The following is a 22,581-nucleotide window of genomic DNA, read 5'->3' on the forward strand; positions in this document are numbered from 1 at the left end:
GCCTTGTTTTTGACCTAGTTTTTTTAAAATTTCATGTTTCTTTTGTTATAAGGGGCATATTTCTATATCTCTTTTACATAAATATCCAATTTTAATCTATCTCTCCAAATATTTGTACAAACGTTTCCTCTTCCCTATGAGATACAAAATAAATGCATCTCGTTAATGCTGGCTCTATAGGAATCATACAAATACCTTCTTTCCCCCCTTGTTTTACTGCGATTTCTGGCAGTAGTGTAATTCCTACTCCCGCTCGTACCATCGCCAACATCGGCTCCGCATACGGTGTTTCAACAGCGATTGTCGGCTTGACTCCCACTCCCTGAAATACTGTCATAATCATTTTTCTCACATCACAAATCTCTGGATAAATAATGAGTTTTTCATGCTGCAAGTCGCTCACTTTTATAATTTTTTTACCTTTATATATATGCTCACTTGAAACAACACAAACGATATGTTCTTGGCGTACTTTTCTTATATACTTTGCATCATCTACGGAAGAATCAATTAACATCGCATCTATCTTCCGCGCTTTAAATAATTCCATTAATATTTTTGTATGCTCAATATACCATTCTACTTCGTATGTTTTTTCCAATATTCCTTTATATCTCGATATATAATGAGCTGCTAAACTCGGCAATATACCAAGAGAAATTTTTTTCTTTACTTGATATCCCCTTAGTTCCATCTTCACTTCATTGATTTGTTTTAAAATGGGTTCCATCCGGCTTAAAAATAATTCCCCAGCTTCTGTTAATTCAACTCCTTGAGCAGATCGCTTTAATATTGTCACCTCAAGGTCTGCTTCTAACCTCTGAATTTGCTTACTCAGCGCCGGTTGCGAAATATGCAGCAGTTTACTCGCTTTCGATAAACTCTTTTGCTGTTTGACCTCAATTAGCGATCGTATCGCTTCAAAATCCATAACCATACACCTCTAACTAAAAATTATAGCCGTTATAAAAAAACGGTATTTCCTCTATCTATTAAACAAGCGCTATACTCTCTTCATGCTTCATTTGATGAACTTACTATATCGAATTAAAAAGGAGAACGATACTCTTGAGTAAAAAGCAACTACTACTCGGTTCATTTTTATGTTTACTCGCCGTAACATCTTGGGGATTTATGTTTCCTGTTATGGCCAGTGCCCTACAATTTATAGATCCATTTTTCTTTACAACAATTCGCTACGGATCCGCAGCTATTATTTTTATCATACTTCTCTTAGCATTTGAAGGCATATCCTCTTTTCGCTTAGAAAAGAAAATTCTTTCGTTATTGTTTTTCGGAACAGTTGGCTTTGCTGGATATGGATTTCTCGTTTTTTATGGTCAACAATTAGCCGGACCTTCAGGAGCCATTCATGCCGCTATGATTCAATCTCTTATGCCGCTTCTTGCTTTATTACTACAGTGGGTGACAAAAAATAAACGACCACAAAACTATACATTCCTTTTTATGTTTTGTGCTCTGATTGGTGTCATGCTCGTTATTTCAAAAGGTAATATTTATTTATTATTTGGAGCAGCAAGCCATATATCTACAAATCTATTCATGCTGTGCGGCGTTATGTGCTGGGTCATTTACACAAATGGCGCTTCCCATTTTCCATCTTGGTCACCACTTCGGTACACAACACTCACTTGTTTCTTTGGCTCTATTGCACTTCTTATCATTGTGAGTATATTAGCTTATATAAAATTTATTTCTGTACCGTCTATTTCGACAATCCTTACTATTCGCTTCGAATTATTTTATATGTCAATTCTTGCAGGAGTGATCGCCGTCTTTTGCTGGAATATGGGAAATCGTTTCATTTCATCCATTAACGGAATTTTATTTATGAATTTAGTTCCTGTATTCTCGCTTATCGGATCTATGTTTCGTGGATATATCATTACAAAAATCGAAGTGATTGGCGCAGCTCTAACAATTATCGCTTTGCTTTGCAATAACTTATGGCAACGAAAAAAATACCGACAAAGAGCGAGATAAGAAATACCCCCACCTCAGCTTAATTAGGTGGGGGCATTTTACATATGAACCGCCTTTGGTAACGGATAATATATATTTGTTATATATAACGCTTGTTCCAGCCATCGCTCAATTTCCTTCGTATACATTTCTAAAAAGAATGCTTCGGAAGGATAAGAATGCAAGACTTCCGATACATATTGCGGATATAAATATGGCATATTTATCATCCCTTTTAGCTGCGTCATAAACATTGTAAATGACACTTTTTGAAACTCTTGTTGCACTTGTCCTTGCCTAATAATTTGCTCTATATAGTATCTTTCTTTTGAAAAATAAACAGTCATAACTTCACGAATTAACGTCGTATCTATTGATAGCTCTCGATAAAAGAAACGCGTCAGTTCACGATTCTCAAATTGATATCGTAAAATCCCTTTAATCATTCGATTCAGTACTTCTTTAGCTGGTACATACTCCCTTTGTTCAAAAGCCACTTCAATCACACGAATATACCCTTCTAAAAAATCAGTCATAAGCTGTTCTAATAAACCTTGCTTACTAGCAAAATAATATGAAATATTAGCCACATTCACATCCGCTCGTTTTGCAATATCACGCACTGATGTTCCATTATACCCTTTCGTATAAAACAATGAAATCGCTGCATCCATCACCTTTTGTTTCGTATGTTTCATGTGCTCACGTCCTCTCACTTTGAACAGCTATAGTTTAAATTTCTTGACTTTTAAGACAAATTCCTTTAATTTTCTATCGACAAAGTCATAAAGAATACAGCGTATTTTGCTATGATTTTACATTTATCGCCAGAAAGGATGACGTTTCCATGTTTACAAAAGAAAGCTATGTAGGTTCACGTGAAAAGCAATATGAAACTGTAATTAAGCAACTTGATGCTTTGTTAACAGGCGAATCCAATACAGTCGCAAATTTAGCAAATGCTTCCGCACTACTCAATCAATTTTTAGAACGCATTAACTGGGTTGGTTTTTATGTAACAGAAGGAAACGAGCTTGTACTCGGACCGTTCCAAGGCATGCCTGCGTGCGTGCGTATTCCTTTTGGCCGCGGTGTTTGTGGTGTGGCAGCTGAAACAAAAACAACACAACTTGTCGCAGATGTTCATCAATTCCCTGGACATATCGCTTGTGATAGCGCATCTAATTCTGAAATTGTTGTACCGATGATAAAAGAAGGCAACGTAATCGGTGTATTAGATATTGATAGCCCTGAAAAAAATCGTTTTGACAAAGTAGATCAACAATATTTAGAAAAATTTGTGGAAACGCTCCTAAAACATATGTAAGTAAGAAAAGAATGAGCTATCGATCAAGTAATGATTACTAAATCGATAGCTCATTCTTTTTATTTATAATGTATGCTAGAGGATATAACGTTGCTGCTATTTAACGCCTGCTGTAAATCAGAAATAATATCTTCCCATGATTCTAAACCGACAGATAAACGAATTAAATTATCAAAAATCTCCATTTTCTGACGAACTTCTGCTGGAATGACCGCATGTGTCATTGTCGCGGGATGCTGTACTAATGTTTCTGTATCACCAAGACTGACCGCAATCGCAATCAAATTTAATTTGTCCATAAAAGCTTGTGCTTCTTCTTTTCCTCCTTTAATAGAGAACGAAATAACACCCCCACCACGCTTCATTTGCCGAGATGCTCGTTCTCCTTCTGGATACCAAACCTTTTCAACCTTTTCATGATTTTTCAAAAAAGCTACTACCTTCTCCGCATTATCACAATGTCGATCCATTCGAACAGCTAACGTTTTTAGCCCTCTTAATAATAACCATGCATCAAAAGGCGCCATAATTCCCCCAATATCTTTTCGAATCGGACGGATTTTTTCGGCTAACTCCCTCGTTTTACAAACAGTAACTCCCGCAACTACATCACCATGTCCCCCAATATATTTCGTTGCGCTATGAAGAACCGCATCACACCCAAGAACAAGTGGATTTTGTAAGTATGGAGAACAAAATGTATTATCAACAATAACAAGTAAATGATTTTTCTTTGCTACTTTAATCACTTTTTCTAAATCAATCAGTTTCATTGTTGGATTAATAGGTGTTTCAACGAAAATCAACTTCGTATTCGGAAGAATTTCTTTCTCAATCTGCTCATCCGTTTCCATATCACAAAATGAATGTGAAATCATAAATTTTTCCTCTAACACTTCCAAAAAACCGTACGTACAACCGTATAAGCCATTGGAACAAATCATATGATCCCCTGCACGTAAACAAGCAAGCAATGTCGCCGAAATAGAAGCCATACCCGATCCAAACGCTAATGCAACTTCTCCCCCTTCTAAAGCTGCCATGCGTTCTTCAAATAACTCTACAGTCGGATTACCAAGCCGTGAGTAAATATAGGATGAATCTTGCCCAGTAAAACTATCTTCCCCTTGTTTCGCTGTTTCAAATGTATAAGTTGAAGTTTGAAATAAAGGTGGCGTTAAGCTTCCTTTATGTACACCTGGTTCATATCCATAATGAATGAAATCTGTCTCCATATTGCTCTTTTTCATAAAACATCCCCCTTATGTTTCTATATTATGTAAACGTTTTCTATACGTTTCTAAAATTCTTTCTGAATGTTCTGAATCCCTCCTTGTCATTTCCAAATTTTATATGCATAAATAAAAAACGAACTAGCTTGACGAAATTTCGGGAAACAGATATAATAGCGTTTGTGTAAAATAAAAAGGCAGCCTTGTAATTTGAATTTATCGTTTGTATTTTGTTCCTCTCAAGAGGTGTATCTCGTAACTCCCTGCTGCTGGAGCGAAGGTACATGAAAACAAAATACCCGTAAATGTCAATTACGTCTGTTTTTATTTTACGTAAATAAAAACATTAAAGGAGGAGTCAACTATGGCTCGTTATACAGGTCCAGCTTGGAAACTGTCTCGTCGTCTTGGTATCTCTCTAAGCGGCACAGGTAAAGAATTAGAAAAACGCCCTTACGCACCAGGTCCTCACGGTCCTAACCAACGTAAGAAACTTTCTGAATACGGTTTACAATTACAAGAAAAACAAAAACTTCGTCACATGTACGGCATGACTGAACGTCAATTCCGTCGCACATTTGACCAAGCAGGTAAAATGCCAGGTAAACACGGCGAAAACTTCATGATCCTTCTTGAAGCTCGTCTTGACAACCTAGTTTACCGCATGGGCTTAGCTCGCACTCGTCGCGCAGCTCGCCAATTAGTAAACCACGGTCACATCATGGTAGATGGCGCTCGCGTAGATATCCCATCTTACCGCGTGAAACCAGGTCAAACAATCAGCGTTCGCGAAAAATCTCGCAACCTAGCTGTAATTAAAGAAGCTATGGAAGTTAACAACTTCGTACCAGAATACTTAACTTTCGATGCTGACAAATTAGAAGCTACTTTCACTCGTCACGCTGAGCGTGCTGAGTTACCAGCTGAAATCAACGAAGCGTTAATCGTAGAGTTCTACTCTCGTTAATTCAATCGCTTAGTAGATGCTAGTATTAAAAACCCTAGAAGCGTTATTATAACGTCTTTTCTAGGGTTTTTTGCTGTTCTTATGGTTTGTAAAATACCTTAAATAAAATTACTGAATCGTTATATCCCCTATAGTTAGGCACATAATTAAAATTGTTTTCCATGCTTTTTAGACAAAATACTTTTTAATATAGGCCTTAAATTTACGTACCTTTTCTTCTGTTATTTCAATAGTCCACATAGCTTTTTTCCTTGTTATATTATTTAATTTAGATTGCCTCATAATTACTACTCACCCTTTCATTATAAATATAGATAAGTTCGTTTTAATGTGTCCCTCTAATCAATGCATTACAATGTAATATTTACAGTTTCATCCTTAAATTGGTATCATTTACTTGTTAAGGGGGAAAATTTATGAGTTTAAATATGTATTTGGGAGAAGTACAGACTCAAACAGAAGGTATGAATGCTTTCTGTACCGCTACCATTCAAGGTATGGAACAAGCCATTCAGTCGATTGACGCTTTTGCAATTGATACTGTTCTGCAAGGACAAACATATAGTAGTGCAAAAGCATTTTTTGTACAAACCTTTCGTCCTTTAGCACAGGGAATTATTTACTTATGTGAGGAATTAATCCGTCAGAATGATGCCTTTCCGAGTCAATTTCAATCACAAGTCGCTTCCACAGATGTAATCGAACAAGAAATATTAGAACAAATTCGAGAAATTGATCGAATGATAGCAAGTACGGAAGCGATCAACCAAACTATGCCAATACCAGGTATGGATGCTATGGTAAACCTTTTTGCTGTCATGAGGCGTAAACTGCAAGAAAAGTTAGAACACCTATATGAATTTAATCAAACATCTAGCGATAACTATAATACAGCAATTCAATTAGCCACTAGCATTGCGACAGGTTTAGCCGAAGTCCAAAGTGGAAAAGGGTTTAGTCCTGCAAGTGGTACATTTAGTACGCAAGGATTGAATATGGAATGGGCAGCTTCAATTCAAGCGATTGGAGAAGAAAGGGCACGTCAGGCTGAAAACCATCTAAAGAGTAGTTCAATTGAAGAAGGGGCAATGTGTGGTCCATTAAACAGTGAGAAAAAAGATGAATCTTTACTGGATAAGTTTAAACATGGTGTTGAAGATTTTTATAGGAAATATAGTAAAATAAAAGCTGTCACTGATGATAAAATTGCAGCTGCGTTTGAAAAAGCTGGATTAGGTGTGCCCTATCATATAAAAAAAGGAATGGACAACGCTTTAGGTGGTGAATTATTAGGAATTGCAAATGCAGCTCTCCATCCAATAAATACATTTAATGACACGATTGAAGCTTTTTCTGATCCAACCGGAACATTCAATGCGATAAAACAAACAATTTCCGATTCTTGGAATCGTGATGTTACTAATGGAGACTGGAATAGTCGAGCTGAATGGTATGGAAATGCAATGGGGCATGGTATGTTTGCTGTTGCCGGAACAAAAGGTGTAGATAAAATTTCAAAAGTAGGTGAGGTAGCTGCTATGACAAGCCTTACTAAAGGGGAATCTCTTATAACTAATTCCTCAGCATACAGAAATGCGCTACATATACTAAATAACTATGAGTTCAAGGCTGGTAATCACCTCTCATATGCAGGAGTTGGAAGTATCCAACAGTATTTGCAGAAAGCAGCTCCATATACTTATGAAGGTCCAAATGGCCCTAAGACAATAAGATTAAGAAAAGGTGAGTTAGCAGGAGATAAACATCCTGTTACAGGTATTCCATATGATGCAGATGGGTTCCCTATTTTTAAATCTAAGGGTGAGGTAATCCTAAAAGAGGCAGACTTCAAAAAATCTAGAACAACACATTTTAGAAAATGTAGTAAAGCATTATACGAACAAATAATAAAAGACCCTGATTTAGCTTCAAAATTTACGAAAGAAGAAATTCAAATGTTTAAACAAGGTGAAACACCAAAGCATTACACTTGGCATCACCATCAAGATACTGGTAGAATGCAACTTGTAAATTATCAGATACATCACGATACCGGCCATACAGGTGGGTATCGAATTTGGGGAAAAGATAGCGATAAATAAGGAGTGGCAAAAATGAACAATATTACATGGTCCTTTATGAGTAAAACACCAGTTACAGACGAAGAAATCCAAAAGGTAGAACAATATTTTAATATTAAATTACCCAACGATTTTGTTGCGTGCGTGAAGAAATATGACGGGGGATACCCTAACCCAAAAGTATTTGATGTACTAGGACAAAATGAAAATGTATTCAGTGACCTCTTAACTCTTCATATAGAAGATAAATATTCAATTGTCCAAAACTATGAAGGTATAAAAGATAGATTAGTTGATAAAGTATACCCTTTTGCTAGAGACCCGTTTGGTAACCTTCTATGCTTTGATTACCGAAATAATCCCGAAGCCCCAACCGTTGTATTTTGGGACCATGAGGAAGAAGAGATGGAAGAAGCAATTTACCCTGTTTGTTCATCTTTTACAGAATTGCTGGATAGCTTACGCGATTTTGAAGACGACGAATAAAAGAAAAAAGAAGAACTTAATGAATATGTAAACCAATTTAATAATAGTGGTGTGCCTCATCCCGCTCCAAGCGATATAATCTTTTGGGATTTTAGAGACTTAACACCAGAAGAACTAGTAGAGATTGCGTTGAATTACAAAGAAGAAGAAGAAGAAGAAAAATAAAATATTAAAGTACAAGCCGCCCCCCTAAAAATGAGCGGCTTTCTTCATTACCTAATCCATTTTATACTGTTTTATTCGATCTAATGTTAGCCAGCGTACCTTCTTCTAAGCCAGTCAATGCTTCAAACATATCTTCACGTAGACTTAATTGATACTCACTTGAAAGTTCTTCTAAAATGCTATTCCCATCAAAAACATCATTTAGTTCTGTATGATGAATTAAAGCTCTATTTATCATTCATACACTTTGCTATTACTGATTCACTATATATAAAATAAAAATCATTTTTCATCCTCTTGTTTTTCCACATATACATAAGCATCTTTCGAATTTTTGTGTACATCGCTTTGTGTATTCTCCGCAAGCTGACCAGCATGTAGCAGAGAAAATATAATAAGCGCTTCTAGTGACATTTTTTATACACCCCTTTCTGTTATATGGCATACATATATATTACTCCTAGCGTGTGACTTCTGTATGAACATACGAAAAAGTTTAAGACAAAAAGGCTTTGAGGAATAAATCCTCAAAGCCTTTCTGTCTTATATGTTCTATTTCTTAATAACGAATTAAGAAATATTTCTTTTTACCGCGGCGAATGATTGTGAATTTCCCTTCGATGCGATCTTTTTCTGTGACAACGTAATCTAATTCTTGTGTGCGCTCACCGTTTATATAAATCGCACCGTTTGTAACATCTTCACGTGCTTGACGTTTTGATGGAGAAATTTTGCTTTCTACAAGTAAGTCAATTAACCCTGTATCTTCTGCGCTGCGGTCTACAGATGGTACATCTTTGAAGCCTTGTTCAATTTCATCTGCTGTTAATTCTGCTACAGAACCACTAAATAAAGCTGCAGAAATTTTAATTGCTTGTTCTAATGCTTCTTCGCCGTGAACAAGCTTTGTCATTTCAGAAGCTAATGCTTTTTGTGCTACACGTTTTTCAGGTGCTTCAGCTACTTGTTTTTCTAAATCAAGAATTTCTTCATGAGATAGGAATGTGAAGTATTTTAAATATTTCACAACATCGCGGTCATCTGTGTTAATCCAGAATTGATAGAACTCGTAAGGAGTTGTTTTCTCTGGGTCTAACCAAACTGCACCGCCTTCTGTTTTTCCAAACTTCGTACCGTCAGATTTTGTAACAAGTGGAATTGTTAACCCGAATGCTTTCGCATCTTCTTCCGATTTACGGATTAATTCAAGTCCCGCTGTAATGTTACCCCATTGGTCACTACCACCAATTTGCAGACGGCAACCATGGTTTTTATATAAGTTTAAGAAGTCATATGATTGTAAAATCATGTAACTAAATTCCGTAAATGAAATACCAGTTTCTAAACGAGATGCAACTGTATCTTTTGCTAACATGTAGTTTAAACCGAAGTTTTTACCGATGTCACGTAAGAATGTAATAACATCTAAGTTGCCAAGCCAGTCGTAGTTATTTGCCATTACTGCTGGATTTTCTACATTTTCAAATTCTAAGAAGTTTGAAAGCTGTTTTTTAATACTTTCAGTGTAGTAAGCAACTGTATCCTTCGTATTTAATGTACGCTCTGCTTTTTTACCACTTGGGTCCCCGATCATACCAGTACCACCACCTACAAGTGCGATTGGTTGATGACCAGCTAATTGAAAGCGACGCAACATTAAAATCGGTAACATATGTCCGATGTGTAAGCTATCTGCTGTTGGGTCAAAACCACAGTATAATTTAACGCTTTCTTTTTCTAATAATTGTTCTAAACCTTCAGCATCTGTTTGCTGATTAATCAAACCGCGAAACTCAAGATCTTGTAAAATATTCATATTCTACATACTCTCCTTTAATGTAATGTGGCGTGAAATGTGAAAACATAAAAAAATCGCCCCTCAAATAAGGGACGATTTTGATCATCGCGATACCACCCTAGTTGCAGGCCAAATAGCCTACCACCTCATTCACATAACGGCTCATCACCGTCTTTTCCCTTTTGAATCTAATCTAATTCAATCGAAAAAAGATGCTCGAGGGGCGTAATTCGCGATCATCTATGTGCTGATTTCCACCGACCATCAGCTCTCTAAAACAGGGAAATGATCACTACTTCTCCCTTTCCACGCTCAATTATTTATATACTTTTCTTTATACCATCATTTATATAAACATGTCAAATGAAACCGGAAATTTATTCCAACACTTATTTTTTACAAAGTTGTCACCCATATCGTAATTAGAGAAAGAATAGGGATACCCGCTAATAATGAAAAATGAAATACAATCGACAAATCGATATAATTATTTATTTGTTTCATTCCAACCCTTTCTCATTATATATTTCTGTTGTTTCACTTTCATATATTTCAAATAACTGACTAAATTCGTTAATTGCCATATTGACGGCTTTTCCTAAAATTTGCTGAATGGATTGAAACTCTGGTGCATCTCACTGCTATTTAATCACTCTGCGTTTCAAAGTCATCATCTCTAAAAAAGCAATCGCTCTCCCGCGGCGAAAATTCTTTAGACCACAGTGTTATTCCTTTCCTTTGATGCTCTTCTTTGCATAGCCTTTTCAATACGTATATATAAAATAAAAAGAAAAGTATGAACGAAGTGACGTTCATACCTTTCTTTTTTAATCTTCCATCGTTGATAAATCACCTGTTGGTAAGTTTAACTCCCATGCCTTTAATACGCGTCGCATAATTTTACCACTTCTTGTCTTCGGTAATTTATCTCTAAATTCAATTTGTCTTGGCGCTGCATGAGCTGCTAGACCTTTTTTCACAAATTGACGAATATCTTCTTTTAATTCATCAGATGGTTCATACCCTGCGCGAAGTGCAATAAACGCTTTAATAATTTCCCCTCGTACTGGATCAGGAATACCAATTACACCTGCTTCCGCTACCGCAGTATGCTCAATTAATTTACTTTCTACTTCAAACGGACCAACACGTTCACCCGATGTCATAATAACATCGTCAATACGTCCTTGGAACCAAAAGTAACCATCTTCATCCATATACGCAGAGTCGCCTGATACATACCAATCGCCTGGCATGAAGTATGACTCATACTTTTGCGGATTGTTCCAAATCCCACGCATCATCGCTGGCCATCCCTTCGCAATTGCCAAATTACCCATTGTGTATGGCGGTACTTCATTTCCTTCATTATCAACAATCGCTGCTTTTACGCCTGGAATTGGTTTCCCCATTGACCCTGGGCGAATTTCCATACAAGGATAGTTACAAATCACTTGTCCACCGGTTTCTGTCATCCACCACGTATCATGAATACGAAGGCCAAAAGCGTTCATCCCCCAGCGAATCACTTCTGGATTCAACGGTTCACCAACACTTAATACGTGACGAAGTTCGGATAAATTATATTTTTTAATCGCTTCTTGTCCAGCCCCCATTAACATTCGGAATGCTGTTGGCGCGCTGTACCAAACTGTCACGCCGTAATCTTCTAGTGCCTCATACCAAGCTTCAGGACTAAAGCGCCCGCCTAAGATAAGATTCGACGCTCCTACTAACCATGGCGCAAAAATACCGTAAGCAGTTCCTGTTACCCAACCTGGATCAGCTGTACACCAATATACGTCATCTTCTTTTAAATCTAGCACCCATTTAGCTGTTTGATAGTGCTGAATCATTGCATTTTGTGCATGAAGAACGCCTTTTGGTTTACCAGTCGAGCCAGATGTATAATGAAGAATCAGGCCATCTTCACGGTCTAACCATTCGATATGTAATTCTTTTGAAGCCTGTTCAAACAGCGGATTAAACGCTACGATTTTTCCACCTTCTTCTACATTTTCTCCAACAAGAAAGACTGTTTTTAAAGCCGGTAAATCATTTAATGGTACGCGTTCTAACAATTCAGGAGTTGTAATTAACACCTTCGCTTCGCTATCTTCTAAACGATCGCGTACTGCACCTTCCATAAATGCTTCAAATAACGGACCAACAATGGCCCCTAACTTTACTGCACCAAGAAGGGCAAAATATAGTTCTGGGGAACGCGGCATAAAAATAAAAACGCGATCTCCTTTTTCCACATCACCGTAATTTTTTAAGACATTTCCCGCTTTATTAGAAAAATCTTTCATTTCTTTAAATGTATATTTCTCTTTTCGAGAGCCATCTTGATAATACAGGGCAACTTTATTTTTTCGTTCAGATTTTACATGCTTGTCAATTGCCTCATACGCCATATTTACTCGGCCCGTTTCATGCCAAGAAAAATGTTGATGAACCTCTTCCCAGTTAAAATGGGCGTATGCTTCTTTATAATTTAGTAAATTATGTTCTCCTTTAATAACAGGAAGCGTTTCCATTTTCATACTTTACATCCCCTCCCTATATATTCTATTATCTATTATAATAACATTATTTAAAATTTTCAGTATATTTGTTATTTTTTTGACAAATTTTTAATGACAAAATTCGATTCACATCGCATATCGTATAAAGTACGATGTATAGTAGATTCACAAACCCTCAAGGCGGTGAGTAAAAAGTTGATTCATAAAAAAATATATAATGCTAGAAACTTAAAAACATCTAAAGGAACTTTAATAATTGAAGGTCCTGTTTCTACCCATAATCTTGAAACATATGAGTTCCATCCCGATTTAGTTGCGTTTCGCCCTGCCGAGCAACAATATAAAGCCATCGTTGCAATTTCTAAATTACCAGAAGCTCGCATTATTATCGCTCGGCATGACCATACAATTATCGGATACGTTACATACTTATATCCTGATCCACTTGAAAGATGGTCAGAAGGGAATATCGAAAATGTAATTGAACTTGGAGCGATTGAAGTTGCTCCAGCATTTCGTGGCTGCTCTGTCGGAAAAAACTTACTGGAAGTTTCTATGATGGATGATAACATGGAAGATTATATTATATTAACGACTGAGTATTACTGGCATTGGGATTTAAAGCAAACTGGTTTAAATGTTTGGGAGTATCGAAAAGTAATGGAAAAAATGATGAATGCTGGTGGTTTACAATGGATGGCTACAGATGATCCAGAAATTTGTTCTCATCCTGCTAACTGTTTAATGGTTCGCATTGGCAAACGCGTCGACACCAATTCTATTCAAGCATTTGACCGTCTACGTTTCCAGAATCGATTTATGTACTAAAAAGGGGGCGAATGGAATGATTGTAGAAGAAATTATGAATCAAGATGTTATCGCACTGCATCCAGATGATACAATCGAAACCGCGATCCGAACAATACGTACAAAAGGGATTCGGCACATTCCAATTATCGATCAAAATACCCAAATAGTAGGCATTATTTCTGATCGAGATGTAAGAGATGCAAGTCCGTCTATCCTTGATGAGCAAGTTTCACTCGATATGTTAAAACAACCGCTTCACCTCATTATGAAACACCCTGTTAGGACTTGCCATCCTCTTGATTTCGTTGAAGAAATTGCAACATTATTTTTCGAAAATAAAATCGGTTGCCTTCCTGTCACAAAGGCTGGAAAATTAGTGGGCATTATTTCTGAATCTACAGTACTGCATACATTAGTAAAATTAACAGGAGCGCATCAACCAAGTTCTCAAATTGAAATTCAAGTAAAAAATGAACCTGGTATTCTCGGAAAAGTAGTTACTATTTTTAGTGATCTACAAATAAACATTGTAAGTGTTCTCGTCTACCCAGCAAAAGATGAGAATGAGAAGGTGCTCGTTTTCCGCATTCAAACGATGAATCCTCTAAGAGTGATTGAAGCACTTGAAAAAAAGGGGTATCACGTCTTATGGCCAAACAGTATGGGGATGCAAGCATGAAAAGTGTATTCGTGTATTCAGATAAATTTCAGGGCTATTCTTTTAGCCCTGAGCATCCTTTTAACCAACTTCGTGTAACACTTACATATGATTTATTAGTAAAGAGTGGGTTTTTATCCCCTTCTCAAGTCATCCCACCCCGAATGGCTACAGATGAGGAAATTGCACTCATTCATACAGAGGACTATATCAATGCGGTAAAACGCGCTGGAGAAGGCCATTTAGAACAATCAATCGCTATGACATATGGGCTTGGAACTGAGGACACTCCCATGTTTCCTCATATGCATGAAGCAAGTGCATTGCTTGTTGGCGGTACATTAACAGCTGTAGATGCTGTTATGTCTGGAAAAGCAACGTGTGCATTAAACTTAGGAGGCGGACTACATCACGGATTCCGCGGAAAAGCATCCGGCTTTTGTATTTATAACGATAGCTCGATTGCGATTAAATATTTACAACAAAAATACGGTCTTCGCGTGTTATATATTGATACGGATGCCCATCATGGCGACGGTGTCCAATGGTCTTTTTATGATGATCCAAATGTTTGTACCATCTCACTTCATGAAACAGGCCGATATTTATTCCCTGGAACTGGTGCAGTGAATGAAAGAGGACAAGGTGTAGGATATAGCTATTCTTTCAATGTTCCACTCGATGCCTTTACAGAAGATGAGTCTTTTTTACAGTCTTACCGTACTGTTGTAAAAGAAGTCGCCGCTTATTTTAAACCAGATATTATTGTAACGCAAAATGGCGCCGATGCGCATTATTATGATCCACTTACACACCTTTGTGCAACTATAGAAATTTATCGAGAAATTCCAAAACTCGCTAATGAAATTGCAAATGAATATTGCGATGGGCGCTGGATTGCCGTTGGTGGCGGTGGCTATGACATGTGGCGCGTTGTCCCAAGAGCATGGGCACTCATATGGATCACAATGAACAACATCCAAAACATCTCAGGTTATCTCCCTCCAGAATGGATTGAAGCGTGGAAAGGACAAGCTGAAACTGAACTTCCTCTCACATGGGAAGACCCTAACAACATGTACAATCCTATCCCTCGAAAAGCAGAAATTGAAGAAAAAAATGCACTAACTGTCGCAAAATCTCTCGAAATCATTCGGAATAATACAAAAAAATCATTGTATTAGATCATAAAGAATAGGAGATTTTTTCCTATTCTTTTTTCAAAGAAGATAATATTTTATGTAGAATTGATAGCTTGTACATATATTTCATGGTACTTTTGAAATCTTTCCAAGAGGAAATGGAGAACTCCTTTGTATGACACATCATTACTGACAATTTCATAAGACTGAGGATGTCTTTGCAGAAAGCTTTATTCCTACTCATCAAGTATTTCTTATTAATATGAAATAACATAGATTTGAAAATTCCATTCATCATTTTATCCCAAGAGTATTAACCTTTCTTTTATTGTTTGATACAAAACTTGTTATTAACAATCTAAAAGAATTAAAATTGTAATAAATAGTAAAACTGTTACTATGCTCTAAAACACTTAAATCACATAATTTGGATAATATAGAATAAAACGGATACACTTTTCTGAATTTACTTTCATTCTCATTTCCTCTTTATTTCTAATATAAACTTCTATAAAATATGGTGAGGAATTATAATCTTCATATTAAATTTAGAGAGGACGGGCATAACGTATGTGGAATGAGTTTAAAAAGTTCGCTTTAAAAGGGAACGTCATGGATTTAGCTGTCGGGGTTGTAATTGGTGGTGCGTTTGGTAAGATCGTTTCTTCATTAGTAAGTGATGTGATCATGCCATTAGTTGGATTACTACTTGGTGGAGTAAACTTCACAGGACTTTCCTTTACATTTGGAAAAGCTGTAGTAAAATATGGTGCATTTATTCAAACTGTTGTTGATTTCTTAATCATTGCATTCTCAATCTTCTTATTCATTAAATTATTCAATAAGTTAACATTCAAAAAAGAAGAAGAAAAGAAAGAAGAAGTACCAGAACCAACCAAAGAAGAAGTTCTTCTTGGCGAAATTCGCGATTTATTGAAACAACAAAATGCTTCTAAAGATCGAGCATAATAAAATGATAAAAGGCATGCCCATATGGGACATGCTTTTTTTATATCTTATAACGTTTCAGAATTCATATGAATAAAAAAAACAATACCAGCAACCATTAATACCATCATACTACCAGCAAATAATGTAATGCCGATAAATACAAAGTTTGTACTCCATTCCGCTGAAACATGTTCAATGAAAATAGAAGATACATATGTGATAAGGGCGATTCCGGCAAGAATACTTCCTGGAACAAATCGCTTTAAACCAGTTTGTTTTAACGTCATATAAGCAAAAAAAGCAGTCATACAAAGCGTAATAATCCAAAGAATGATCATCTCTTCCCCTCCTCACAAGCCTTTTCTTTCTATTATACATGACATTGTGTATTTATAGGGAATTTTGATTCTAGATCATACAGAGAACCCTATCATGTCTCTTCCATATTCTCCTTCAAATGAGACAATCCAAATTCATATAAAAGAGCATCCTAATTTCTTGTATTTTAAAGCTGAATTTAAGTTCCCCTTTTTCCTGTTTCACTATTCTCAGTTGAACTTCTCGTTTAAAGGCGGACACCTTATCGGCGGAGATAACAAAAAAACTCACAGCGCCGCGCTGTGAGTTTTTTTCCTTACTTCGTCGAATTTCTAAATTGAATGCGATGAGGTAAGATAACTGTATGATCTTCTACTTTTTCTTTATTCATATATTTTGTAAGTAAACGCATCGCTACTGCACCGATGTCATACATTGGTTGTACGACTGTTGAAAGCTGTGGGCGCACCATTAATGCAAGGCGTGTATTGTCAAATCCAAGCACTTCTACATCTTCTGGTACACGTAAGCCAGCGTCTTGTGCTGCATGGATGACACCTAATGCCATTTCATCGGAAGACACGAAAATTGCTGTTGGTTTTTGATCAAGTGCCCAAAGTTTTTCAAATGCTTCTAAACCTGAATCATATGTGTAATCTCCATCAATTACAAGTTTTTCATCATATGAAATACCAGTTTCCTCTAAAGCTTTTTTATACCCTTGTAATTTCTTTGCGCTTCCTGCCTTATCAACGAAAGGACCTGATACGAAACCAATTCGCTTATGACCTTTTTCTAAGAAATACTTTATTGCATCATAAGCTGCTTGTGTATAATCAATATTTACTGATGGCGTTTCATTCTTCTCATCAAATGATGCCGCTAATACAATCGGTACTGGAGATTTTTTAAATTCTTCGACATGAATATCTGTAATATCCTCACCCATGAATACAATCCCATCTACTTGTTTACCTAGCATTGTATTTAATAAGTGGAACTCTTTTTCTTTATTTTGATCCGAGTTACTTAAAATAATATTATATTTGTACATTGTTGCAATATCTTCAATCCCACGTGCAAGTTCTGCATAGAATGTATTGGAGATATCAGGAATAATAACCCCTACTGTAGTTGTTTTTTTACTTGCTAAACCACGCGCTACCGCATTTGGACGATATCCTAAGCGGTCAATTGCTTCTAATACTTTCTTTCTTGTTGTAGGCTTTACATTTGGATTACCGTTTACAACACGTGATACAGTTGCCATTGAAACATTCGCTTCACGCGCTACATCATAGATTGTTACGTTCATCTTTTCGCACACTCCTTCTATCTATGTTATCTATTTTTATGTATCGGTTCACTTGAATGAAAAAAAGACATCAACTCTATTTGAAGATGCCACCAATCGTCCCGAGTCCTTTTACTAATGATACGATAAAATTGCAGACTCATACAATATGTTCCCGCAAAAGTTCTGAAAAAATTCGCTTCTTTTCTCGTATTTTCGTATTTTTCATGTGAAAAAGGACATTTTCTGCAAAAAGTCTATGCGAGAAATATCGCATAGACAAACATTCCTTACGATCTACCACGAAACGCTTTTAGTTCTTTCATAAACTCATTAAACTCCGGAATATCCATTTGCTGTGCTGAATCCGATAATGCAACAGCTGGATCCGGATGCACTTCAGCCATAACAGCATCAGCACCGATTGCCATTGCTGCTTTTGCAGTTGGTAATAGAAGGTCACGGCGCCCTGTAGAATGCGTTACATCTACTACAACAGGTAAATGTGTCTCCTTCTTCAAAATCGGCACAGCGGAAATATCTAGCGTGTTACGAGTTGCCTTCTCATACGTTCGAATGCCTCGTTCACATAAAATAATATCTCCATTCCCTTGTGCCATAATATATTCTGCGGCATAAATAAATTCTTCAATAGTAGCTGATAAACCTCGTTTTAATAATACTGGTTTCTTTACAGCACCGGCAGCTTTTAATAGTTCAAAGTTTTGCATATTGCGAGCCCCAATTTGAATTACATCTACATAATCAAGAGCCATTTCCATATCGTTTGGATTTAAAATTTCGCTAATGACAGCTAAATCATATTCATCGGCAACTTGTCGCAAAATTTGTAATCCCTCTAAACCAAGACCTTGGAAATCGTAAGGAGATGTACGAGGTTTAAATGCACCACCGCGCATTAATTTTAATCCTTGTTCCTTTATCGCTTCCGCTACTTGACGCACTTGTTCATAACTCTCTACAGCACATGGTCCCATAATAAAGTGCGGATTCCCATCACCAATTCTCTCACCTTTAATCGTAACAATTGTATCCTCTGGCTTTTTCTTACGAGAAACAAGAAGCGCCTTGCGATGATCATCTTCTTGTAACTCTAAGCTCATCTGAAAAATTTGTTTAAAAATATGTTGAAGTGTTGATGTTTCAAACGGGCCATTATTATGTTGTGCAATTAAATCGAGCATATTTCTTTCACGTACAGGATCAAATTTCATAATCCCTTGCTCTTCTTTTACTTTACCGACTTCTTGAACAAGACGGCCCCTTTCATTTAAAAGCTCTAACATTTGCATATTTATTTCATCAATTTGAGAACGTAAACGATCTAATTCTTGTGATGCCATAGGAAGCCACCTCTTTCTCAGTTGTATATTTATATATTGGTTTCATTATCTTATTATCACGTTTAAGCTAACTTATTATAACGAATAGACGTCAGGTTGTCACATGATATACATTGGCATTTGGAATCGTTCCCTCATTTATTAGTTCCGTATATACAATCTCTAAAAACTCAATCTAAGAAAATTATAATGATTTTTTTCAAAAAAGAAAGAAGCGAGCCTCTTCACTCACTTCTTACTTGACGTTCTCTTTCAGTACTTCTTTTTTAATATTCCAATGCGATGTATGCCATACCGCCATACCATCTTTTATGTATAACACTTGTGGTGATTCATGTGTAATCCCAAAATGTTCAGCAATGCGATTGGAAACATCTCGTGCATCCTGTATGTATAAGTAATATGCGGCAGTTTCATCGTTCTCCTTACAATAAGCTTGAAATTCCGTATATGCTCCTTGGCTAATTGGGCATGTTGTACTATGTTTAAACAAAATGTATGGTTCCGCTGTTTCTACTAATGCTTCAAACTCTTCTATTGTTTCGATTTTTTTCATGCTCATTTTACTCACCTTTCATACGGATCGGCAGTCTCGAACGCTTTTCTTTCTTTTCTACCTTCTCTAACTTTCTCTCTTCTTTTTCTCTTTTTTTCTCATGTCGGGTAGCACGGAAATGATTGTACACTTCAATCGCTGCACTGCTCCATTGAACAACTTGAGCAACTTTATCTGCATTATTTTCAATTTCATTTGTAACTGAATTTGATACATTACGAAGTTTCGTATTTAAAGAATGAATTGTCGTTCCAATTCCATCTACGCCTTCTACTACTTTATTTAATGATTGTGACTTTTGTTGAATATCATCAGCTAATGCATTTGTTTTATGTAATAACTGCTCTGTTTCTACGCTTATTCCTTGCATTTGCTTTTCTAATCCCTCTAGTGTACTCGCAACATTTTCTAGCGTTTTCTGTAATGATAATAACGTTCTACATGCATAAATTACCAATACAGCAAATGCTACTGCGATAATAGCTGCACTTACGTATAAAAGAACTTGCATCTCATCACTTCCTTTATCTTTTTCATACTTTCTCCTATTATACAATCATTTTCCGTTTCATTCTAACCCTTACAATTTCGTTCGAATTTTCTTATTTATATGTCAACTGTAACATAAACTATTAAACAAATTCCAGCAAGTAGGGTACAATAACAATGTATACATAATTCATTAGGGGAGGCTTTACATATGAAAGATCCACGTATTGAAAAATTAGCATACAATTTAATTAACTACTCGATTCGCTTACAAAAAGGCGAAAAAGTATTAATTGAAAACTTTGGCTTGCAAAGAGAACTTGTAACTGCACTTGTAAAAGAAGCATATGCAGCTGGCGGGTTTCCATTTGTCTCTTTAAAAGATCACGCGGTAGATCGCTCTTTATTAATGGGTGCTACAGAAGAACATTTCGAACAAATTGCAGCATATGAAGCAAGCGTAATGAAAGATATGGACGCTTATATCGGTCTTCGCTCTGGCGATAACATTAATGAACAAGCTGACGTTCCAAGTGAACGAATGAAAATCCACGGTCAAACAGTTGGTAAGAAAGTTCATAGAGATATCCGCGTTCCAAAAACACGCTGGGTTGTTCTGCGCTACCCAAATGCGTCTATGGCGCAACTTGCAAAAATGAGTACAGAAGCGTTTGAAGACTTCTACTTCGAAGTATGTAACTTAGATTACGGTAAAATGGACAAAGCGATGGATAGCCTTGTTGAACTGATGAACAAAACAGATAAAGTTCGCTTAACTGGTCCTGGAACTGATTTAACATTCTCTATTAAAGACATTCCAGCTATTAAATGCTCTGGTCATTTAAATATTCCGGATGGCGAAGTATACTCTGCACCAGTTCGCAATTCTGTTAATGGTACAATCTCTTATAACACACCATCACCATATAATGGTTATACATTCGAAAACGTACAGCTGAAATTTAAGGATGGAAAAATTATTGAAGCAACTGCAAATGATACAGATCGCATTAATAAAATTTTCGATACAGATGAAGGTGCACGTTACGTTGGCGAATTTGCAATCGGCGTAAACCCATACATCCTTCATCCAATGGGTGACATTCTATTTGATGAAAAAATCGACGGTAGCTTCCATTTCACACCTGGACAAGCATATGATGATGCATGGAACGGGAACAACTCTAACATCCATTGGGATTTAGTATGCATTCAGCGTCCAGAATACGGCGGCGGTGAAATTTACTTTGACGACGTATTAATTCGTAAAGATGGTCGTTTCGTTGTACCTGAATTAGAAGCGTTAAACCCAGAGAACTTAAAATAGCATTAAAAAACGCTCGGATATCATTCCGAGCGTTTTTTTCAATTCATCTCTATTTTCACCTGTGGATTCTCTTTCTCAATCAATGCTAATAACTGATTCATATCTGTTGGCATTGCAATCATATGTACTTTATATTGATTCGTTGTAATTTCAAGAGATTTCCCAACTTGGCGTACCACTCTTACATCTGATAACACAATATCATCATTCAATATCCCATACTTCAGTACACCATTTTTCACAATATGTTTTTTTATAAAGACTTCCCAGACGAGCGGAACATTGACAATAAAACAAATTCCCATTCCAATTAATGCTGTCCCCCAATTCTCTTTATTCATCACAAACAGCATAATGGGATAAACAACCATAATAATGAACATTAGAATGACAACAATCATAATCAGTTTGCTTCTTTGAATAGAAATTTCCATACCATCGCCCCTAACTAAATAATACCATATTTTACAGTTTAACCTATAAAACTTTCTAGTAATACAAATTCCTCATCGGATTTTCTTCCACTCTGAAGCTAACAAGCTATAGACTGCTATATCATGAAAATGGTCATACAACCATTCTTCCTCTCGTAAAATACCATCTAATCGAAACCCAAGTCGTTCCGGAACCGCACGGTTTTTCTTATTTTGTACTCCACAATGAATTTCCATTTTATTTAGTTTTAAATCTTCAAAGCCATAGCGAAGTACCGCTTTTACACTTCTCGTTATAATCCCTTTCCCCTCTGCCTCTTCTGCAAGGTAATACCCAAGACTCGCCGCTTTCTTCTCCCAGCTCACTGGATGAATGCTTACCATCCCAACAAGCTTTCCTTTATAACGTATACCACTTTCAAAACCACCTCCCTCTGCAAATTTCTTTAACCACCTCGGAAAAATGTCATCATACGCATCAGCCGATTTCGTGCCATCTACCCAAGGAAGCCATCTTCTTAAATGATTACGGTTTTGATTTATTAATTGATATAACTCTTCTTTATGATGCTTCTCTAATAATTGTAGTTCAATTTCGTCATCTACTCGGAGTGTGAACATATTTACACCCCTTTTTTTCTTATTATTCTAACATCTATTGTTAAAAAATC

Annotated in this window: 24 protein-coding genes, 2 pseudogenes and 1 other annotated feature; of the genes and pseudogenes, 11 read left to right on the plus strand and 15 right to left on the minus strand. The window is 36.5% G+C overall.

Going from position 1 to position 22,581, the window contains the following annotated elements:
* Window positions 1-91 precede the first annotated feature (91 nt).
* Window positions 92-931: a LysR family transcriptional regulator gene (locus tag BCER98_RS16745; protein ID WP_012095780.1), complete on the minus strand. Its 840-nt coding sequence runs from the start codon at window positions 929-931 to the stop codon at window positions 92-94.
* A gap of 137 nt (window positions 932-1,068) precedes the next feature.
* Here BCER98_RS16745 and BCER98_RS16750 point away from each other — a divergent pair, with 137 nt between their 5' ends.
* A complete protein-coding gene (locus tag BCER98_RS16750) occupies window positions 1,069-2,004 on the plus strand; it encodes a DMT family transporter (RefSeq protein WP_012095781.1) in 936 nt (311 codons plus the stop codon).
* Window positions 2,005-2,042: 38 nt separating this feature from the next.
* Here BCER98_RS16750 and refZ read toward each other — a convergent pair whose 3' ends face one another.
* Window positions 2,043-2,681, minus strand: coding sequence for a forespore capture DNA-binding protein RefZ (refZ, locus tag BCER98_RS16755; protein ID WP_012095782.1), 639 nt, complete (start codon window positions 2,679-2,681; stop codon window positions 2,043-2,045).
* Between the two features lie 149 nt (window positions 2,682-2,830).
* On the opposite strand from refZ, the gene BCER98_RS16760 reads away from it, so the two are divergent.
* Window positions 2,831-3,310: a GAF domain-containing protein gene (locus BCER98_RS16760; RefSeq protein ID WP_012095783.1), complete on the plus strand. Its 480-nt coding sequence runs from the start codon at window positions 2,831-2,833 to the stop codon at window positions 3,308-3,310.
* Window positions 3,311-3,369: 59 nt separating this feature from the next.
* Here the strand turns inward: BCER98_RS16760 and megL are convergent, their stop codons facing one another.
* Window positions 3,370-4,560, minus strand: coding sequence for a methionine gamma-lyase (gene megL, locus BCER98_RS16765; RefSeq protein ID WP_012095784.1), 1,191 nt, complete (start codon window positions 4,558-4,560; stop codon window positions 3,370-3,372).
* 346 nt (window positions 4,561-4,906) lie between these two features.
* Here megL and rpsD point away from each other — a divergent pair, with 346 nt between their 5' ends.
* From rpsD to BCER98_RS23845, 4 genes and pseudogenes are all read left to right on the plus strand, one after another.
* The gene (gene rpsD / locus BCER98_RS16770) at window positions 4,907-5,509 is read left to right on the plus strand and encodes a 30S ribosomal protein S4 (RefSeq protein WP_012095785.1); all 603 of its coding nucleotides are present in this window, start codon (window positions 4,907-4,909) and stop codon (window positions 5,507-5,509) included.
* A 416-nt stretch (window positions 5,510-5,925) separates the two neighbouring features.
* Complete coding sequence (locus BCER98_RS16775) at window positions 5,926-7,611, plus strand: HNH endonuclease (protein ID WP_012095786.1); 1,686 nt, start codon at window positions 5,926-5,928, stop codon at window positions 7,609-7,611.
* 12 nt (window positions 7,612-7,623) lie between these two features.
* Entirely contained in the window at window positions 7,624-8,076 is a 453-nt protein-coding gene (locus BCER98_RS16780) for an SMI1/KNR4 family protein (protein WP_012095787.1), read from the plus strand.
* A 6-nt stretch (window positions 8,077-8,082) separates the two neighbouring features.
* Window positions 8,083-8,241: pseudogene (locus tag BCER98_RS23845) on the plus strand (bacteriocin immunity protein); the annotation flags it as partial.
* A gap of 61 nt (window positions 8,242-8,302) precedes the next feature.
* Here BCER98_RS23845 and BCER98_RS22665 read toward each other — a convergent pair.
* From BCER98_RS22665 to acsA, 5 genes and pseudogenes are all read right to left on the minus strand, one after another.
* Entirely contained in the window at window positions 8,303-8,479 is a 177-nt protein-coding gene (locus tag BCER98_RS22665) for a hypothetical protein (RefSeq protein ID WP_012095790.1), read from the minus strand.
* A gap of 44 nt (window positions 8,480-8,523) precedes the next feature.
* On the minus strand, window positions 8,524-8,655 hold the full coding sequence (locus BCER98_RS16785) for a hypothetical protein (protein WP_012095791.1): 132 nt from the start codon (window positions 8,653-8,655) through the stop codon (window positions 8,524-8,526).
* 145 nt (window positions 8,656-8,800) lie between these two features.
* Window positions 8,801-10,057, minus strand: coding sequence for a tyrosine--tRNA ligase (tyrS, locus tag BCER98_RS16790; protein WP_012095793.1), 1,257 nt, complete (start codon window positions 10,055-10,057; stop codon window positions 8,801-8,803).
* Between the two features lie 67 nt (window positions 10,058-10,124).
* Window positions 10,125-10,357: a binding site (T-box leader), on the minus strand.
* Between the two features lie 182 nt (window positions 10,358-10,539).
* Window positions 10,540-10,764: pseudogene (locus BCER98_RS23250) on the minus strand (hypothetical protein); the annotation flags it as partial.
* A gap of 102 nt (window positions 10,765-10,866) precedes the next feature.
* Window positions 10,867-12,585 (minus strand): acetate--CoA ligase, encoded by a 1,719-nt coding sequence (acsA, locus tag BCER98_RS16795; RefSeq protein WP_012095794.1) that lies wholly within the window; start codon window positions 12,583-12,585, stop codon window positions 10,867-10,869.
* A gap of 177 nt (window positions 12,586-12,762) precedes the next feature.
* Between acsA and BCER98_RS16800 the strand changes: the two genes are divergently transcribed.
* From BCER98_RS16800 to mscL, 4 genes are all read left to right on the plus strand, one after another.
* A complete protein-coding gene (locus BCER98_RS16800; RefSeq protein WP_012095795.1) occupies window positions 12,763-13,395 on the plus strand; it encodes a GNAT family N-acetyltransferase in 633 nt (210 codons plus the stop codon).
* 16 nt (window positions 13,396-13,411) lie between these two features.
* Window positions 13,412-14,056, plus strand: coding sequence for an acetoin utilization AcuB family protein (locus BCER98_RS16805; RefSeq protein ID WP_012095796.1), 645 nt, complete (start codon window positions 13,412-13,414; stop codon window positions 14,054-14,056).
* On the plus strand, window positions 14,053-15,219 hold the full coding sequence (locus tag BCER98_RS16810; RefSeq protein ID WP_012095798.1) for an acetoin utilization protein AcuC: 1,167 nt from the start codon (window positions 14,053-14,055) through the stop codon (window positions 15,217-15,219). Before BCER98_RS16805 ends, BCER98_RS16810 begins: the two co-directional genes overlap by 4 nt.
* 528 nt (window positions 15,220-15,747) lie before the next feature.
* Window positions 15,748-16,146: a large conductance mechanosensitive channel protein MscL gene (gene mscL / locus BCER98_RS16815; protein ID WP_012095799.1), complete on the plus strand. Its 399-nt coding sequence runs from the start codon at window positions 15,748-15,750 to the stop codon at window positions 16,144-16,146.
* Between the two features lie 47 nt (window positions 16,147-16,193).
* On the opposite strand, the gene BCER98_RS16820 is transcribed toward mscL, so the two are convergent.
* The 5 genes from BCER98_RS16820 to BCER98_RS16840 form a co-directional block, all read right to left on the minus strand.
* On the minus strand, window positions 16,194-16,466 hold the full coding sequence (locus BCER98_RS16820; RefSeq protein WP_012095800.1) for a DUF3917 domain-containing protein: 273 nt from the start codon (window positions 16,464-16,466) through the stop codon (window positions 16,194-16,196).
* A gap of 296 nt (window positions 16,467-16,762) precedes the next feature.
* Complete coding sequence (ccpA, locus tag BCER98_RS16825; RefSeq protein ID WP_012095801.1) at window positions 16,763-17,761, minus strand: catabolite control protein A; 999 nt, start codon at window positions 17,759-17,761, stop codon at window positions 16,763-16,765.
* Window positions 17,762-18,030: 269 nt separating this feature from the next.
* Window positions 18,031-19,104, minus strand: coding sequence for a bifunctional 3-deoxy-7-phosphoheptulonate synthase/chorismate mutase (locus BCER98_RS16830; protein WP_012095802.1), 1,074 nt, complete (start codon window positions 19,102-19,104; stop codon window positions 18,031-18,033).
* Window positions 19,105-19,339: 235 nt separating this feature from the next.
* Window positions 19,340-19,666: a bacillithiol system redox-active protein YtxJ gene (gene ytxJ, locus BCER98_RS16835; RefSeq protein WP_012095803.1), complete on the minus strand. Its 327-nt coding sequence runs from the start codon at window positions 19,664-19,666 to the stop codon at window positions 19,340-19,342.
* A gap of 1 nt (window position 19,667) precedes the next feature.
* Window positions 19,668-20,216, minus strand: a complete 549-nt coding sequence (locus tag BCER98_RS16840; RefSeq protein WP_041810072.1) for a DUF948 domain-containing protein — start codon at window positions 20,214-20,216, stop codon at window positions 19,668-19,670.
* Between the two features lie 144 nt (window positions 20,217-20,360).
* On the opposite strand from BCER98_RS16840, the gene BCER98_RS16845 reads away from it, so the two are divergent.
* A complete protein-coding gene (locus tag BCER98_RS16845) occupies window positions 20,361-21,476 on the plus strand; it encodes an aminopeptidase (RefSeq protein WP_012095805.1) in 1,116 nt (371 codons plus the stop codon).
* Between the two features lie 38 nt (window positions 21,477-21,514).
* Here the strand turns inward: BCER98_RS16845 and BCER98_RS16850 are convergent, their stop codons facing one another.
* Window positions 21,515-21,910, minus strand: coding sequence for a PH domain-containing protein (locus BCER98_RS16850; protein ID WP_012095806.1), 396 nt, complete (start codon window positions 21,908-21,910; stop codon window positions 21,515-21,517).
* 72 nt (window positions 21,911-21,982) lie between these two features.
* Complete coding sequence (locus tag BCER98_RS16855; RefSeq protein ID WP_012095807.1) at window positions 21,983-22,531, minus strand: GNAT family N-acetyltransferase; 549 nt, start codon at window positions 22,529-22,531, stop codon at window positions 21,983-21,985.
* Window positions 22,532-22,581 lie beyond the last annotated feature (50 nt).

It is taken from the genome of Bacillus cytotoxicus NVH 391-98 (assembly GCF_000017425.1).
Lineage (GTDB): Bacteria > Bacillota > Bacilli > Bacillales > Bacillaceae_G > Bacillus_A > Bacillus_A cytotoxicus.

Excerpts from the sequence above, each read along its gene's own strand:
- BCER98_RS16745 (WP_012095780.1), bottom strand. The coding sequence starts at position 931 with ATGGATTTTGAAGCGATACGATCGCTAATTGAGGTCAAACAGCAAAAG.
- refZ (WP_012095782.1), bottom strand. The coding sequence starts at position 2,681 with ATGAAACATACGAAACAAAAGGTGATGGATGCAGCGATTTCATTGTTT.
- BCER98_RS16760 (WP_012095783.1), top strand. The coding sequence starts at position 2,831 with ATGTTTACAAAAGAAAGCTATGTAGGTTCACGTGAAAAGCAATATGAA.
- megL (WP_012095784.1), bottom strand. The coding sequence starts at position 4,560 with ATGAAAAAGAGCAATATGGAGACAGATTTCATTCATTATGGATATGAA.
- rpsD (WP_012095785.1), top strand. The coding sequence starts at position 4,907 with ATGGCTCGTTATACAGGTCCAGCTTGGAAACTGTCTCGTCGTCTTGGT.
- BCER98_RS16775 (WP_012095786.1), top strand. The coding sequence starts at position 5,926 with ATGAGTTTAAATATGTATTTGGGAGAAGTACAGACTCAAACAGAAGGT.
- BCER98_RS16780 (WP_012095787.1), top strand. The coding sequence starts at position 7,624 with ATGAACAATATTACATGGTCCTTTATGAGTAAAACACCAGTTACAGAC.
- BCER98_RS22665 (WP_012095790.1), bottom strand. The coding sequence starts at position 8,479 with ATGATAAATAGAGCTTTAATTCATCATACAGAACTAAATGATGTTTTT.
- BCER98_RS16785 (WP_012095791.1), bottom strand. The coding sequence starts at position 8,655 with ATGTCACTAGAAGCGCTTATTATATTTTCTCTGCTACATGCTGGTCAG.
- tyrS (WP_012095793.1), bottom strand. The coding sequence starts at position 10,057 with ATGAATATTTTACAAGATCTTGAGTTTCGCGGTTTGATTAATCAGCAA.
- acsA (WP_012095794.1), bottom strand. The coding sequence starts at position 12,585 with ATGAAAATGGAAACGCTTCCTGTTATTAAAGGAGAACATAATTTACTA.
- BCER98_RS16805 (WP_012095796.1), top strand. The coding sequence starts at position 13,412 with ATGATTGTAGAAGAAATTATGAATCAAGATGTTATCGCACTGCATCCA.
- BCER98_RS16810 (WP_012095798.1), top strand. The coding sequence starts at position 14,053 with ATGAAAAGTGTATTCGTGTATTCAGATAAATTTCAGGGCTATTCTTTT.
- mscL (WP_012095799.1), top strand. The coding sequence starts at position 15,748 with ATGTGGAATGAGTTTAAAAAGTTCGCTTTAAAAGGGAACGTCATGGAT.
- BCER98_RS16820 (WP_012095800.1), bottom strand. The coding sequence starts at position 16,466 with ATGATCATTCTTTGGATTATTACGCTTTGTATGACTGCTTTTTTTGCT.
- ccpA (WP_012095801.1), bottom strand. The coding sequence starts at position 17,761 with ATGAACGTAACAATCTATGATGTAGCGCGTGAAGCGAATGTTTCAATG.
- BCER98_RS16830 (WP_012095802.1), bottom strand. The coding sequence starts at position 19,104 with ATGGCATCACAAGAATTAGATCGTTTACGTTCTCAAATTGATGAAATA.
- ytxJ (WP_012095803.1), bottom strand. The coding sequence starts at position 19,666 with ATGAGCATGAAAAAAATCGAAACAATAGAAGAGTTTGAAGCATTAGTA.
- BCER98_RS16845 (WP_012095805.1), top strand. The coding sequence starts at position 20,361 with ATGAAAGATCCACGTATTGAAAAATTAGCATACAATTTAATTAACTAC.
- BCER98_RS16850 (WP_012095806.1), bottom strand. The coding sequence starts at position 21,910 with ATGGAAATTTCTATTCAAAGAAGCAAACTGATTATGATTGTTGTCATT.
- BCER98_RS16855 (WP_012095807.1), bottom strand. The coding sequence starts at position 22,531 with ATGTTCACACTCCGAGTAGATGACGAAATTGAACTACAATTATTAGAG.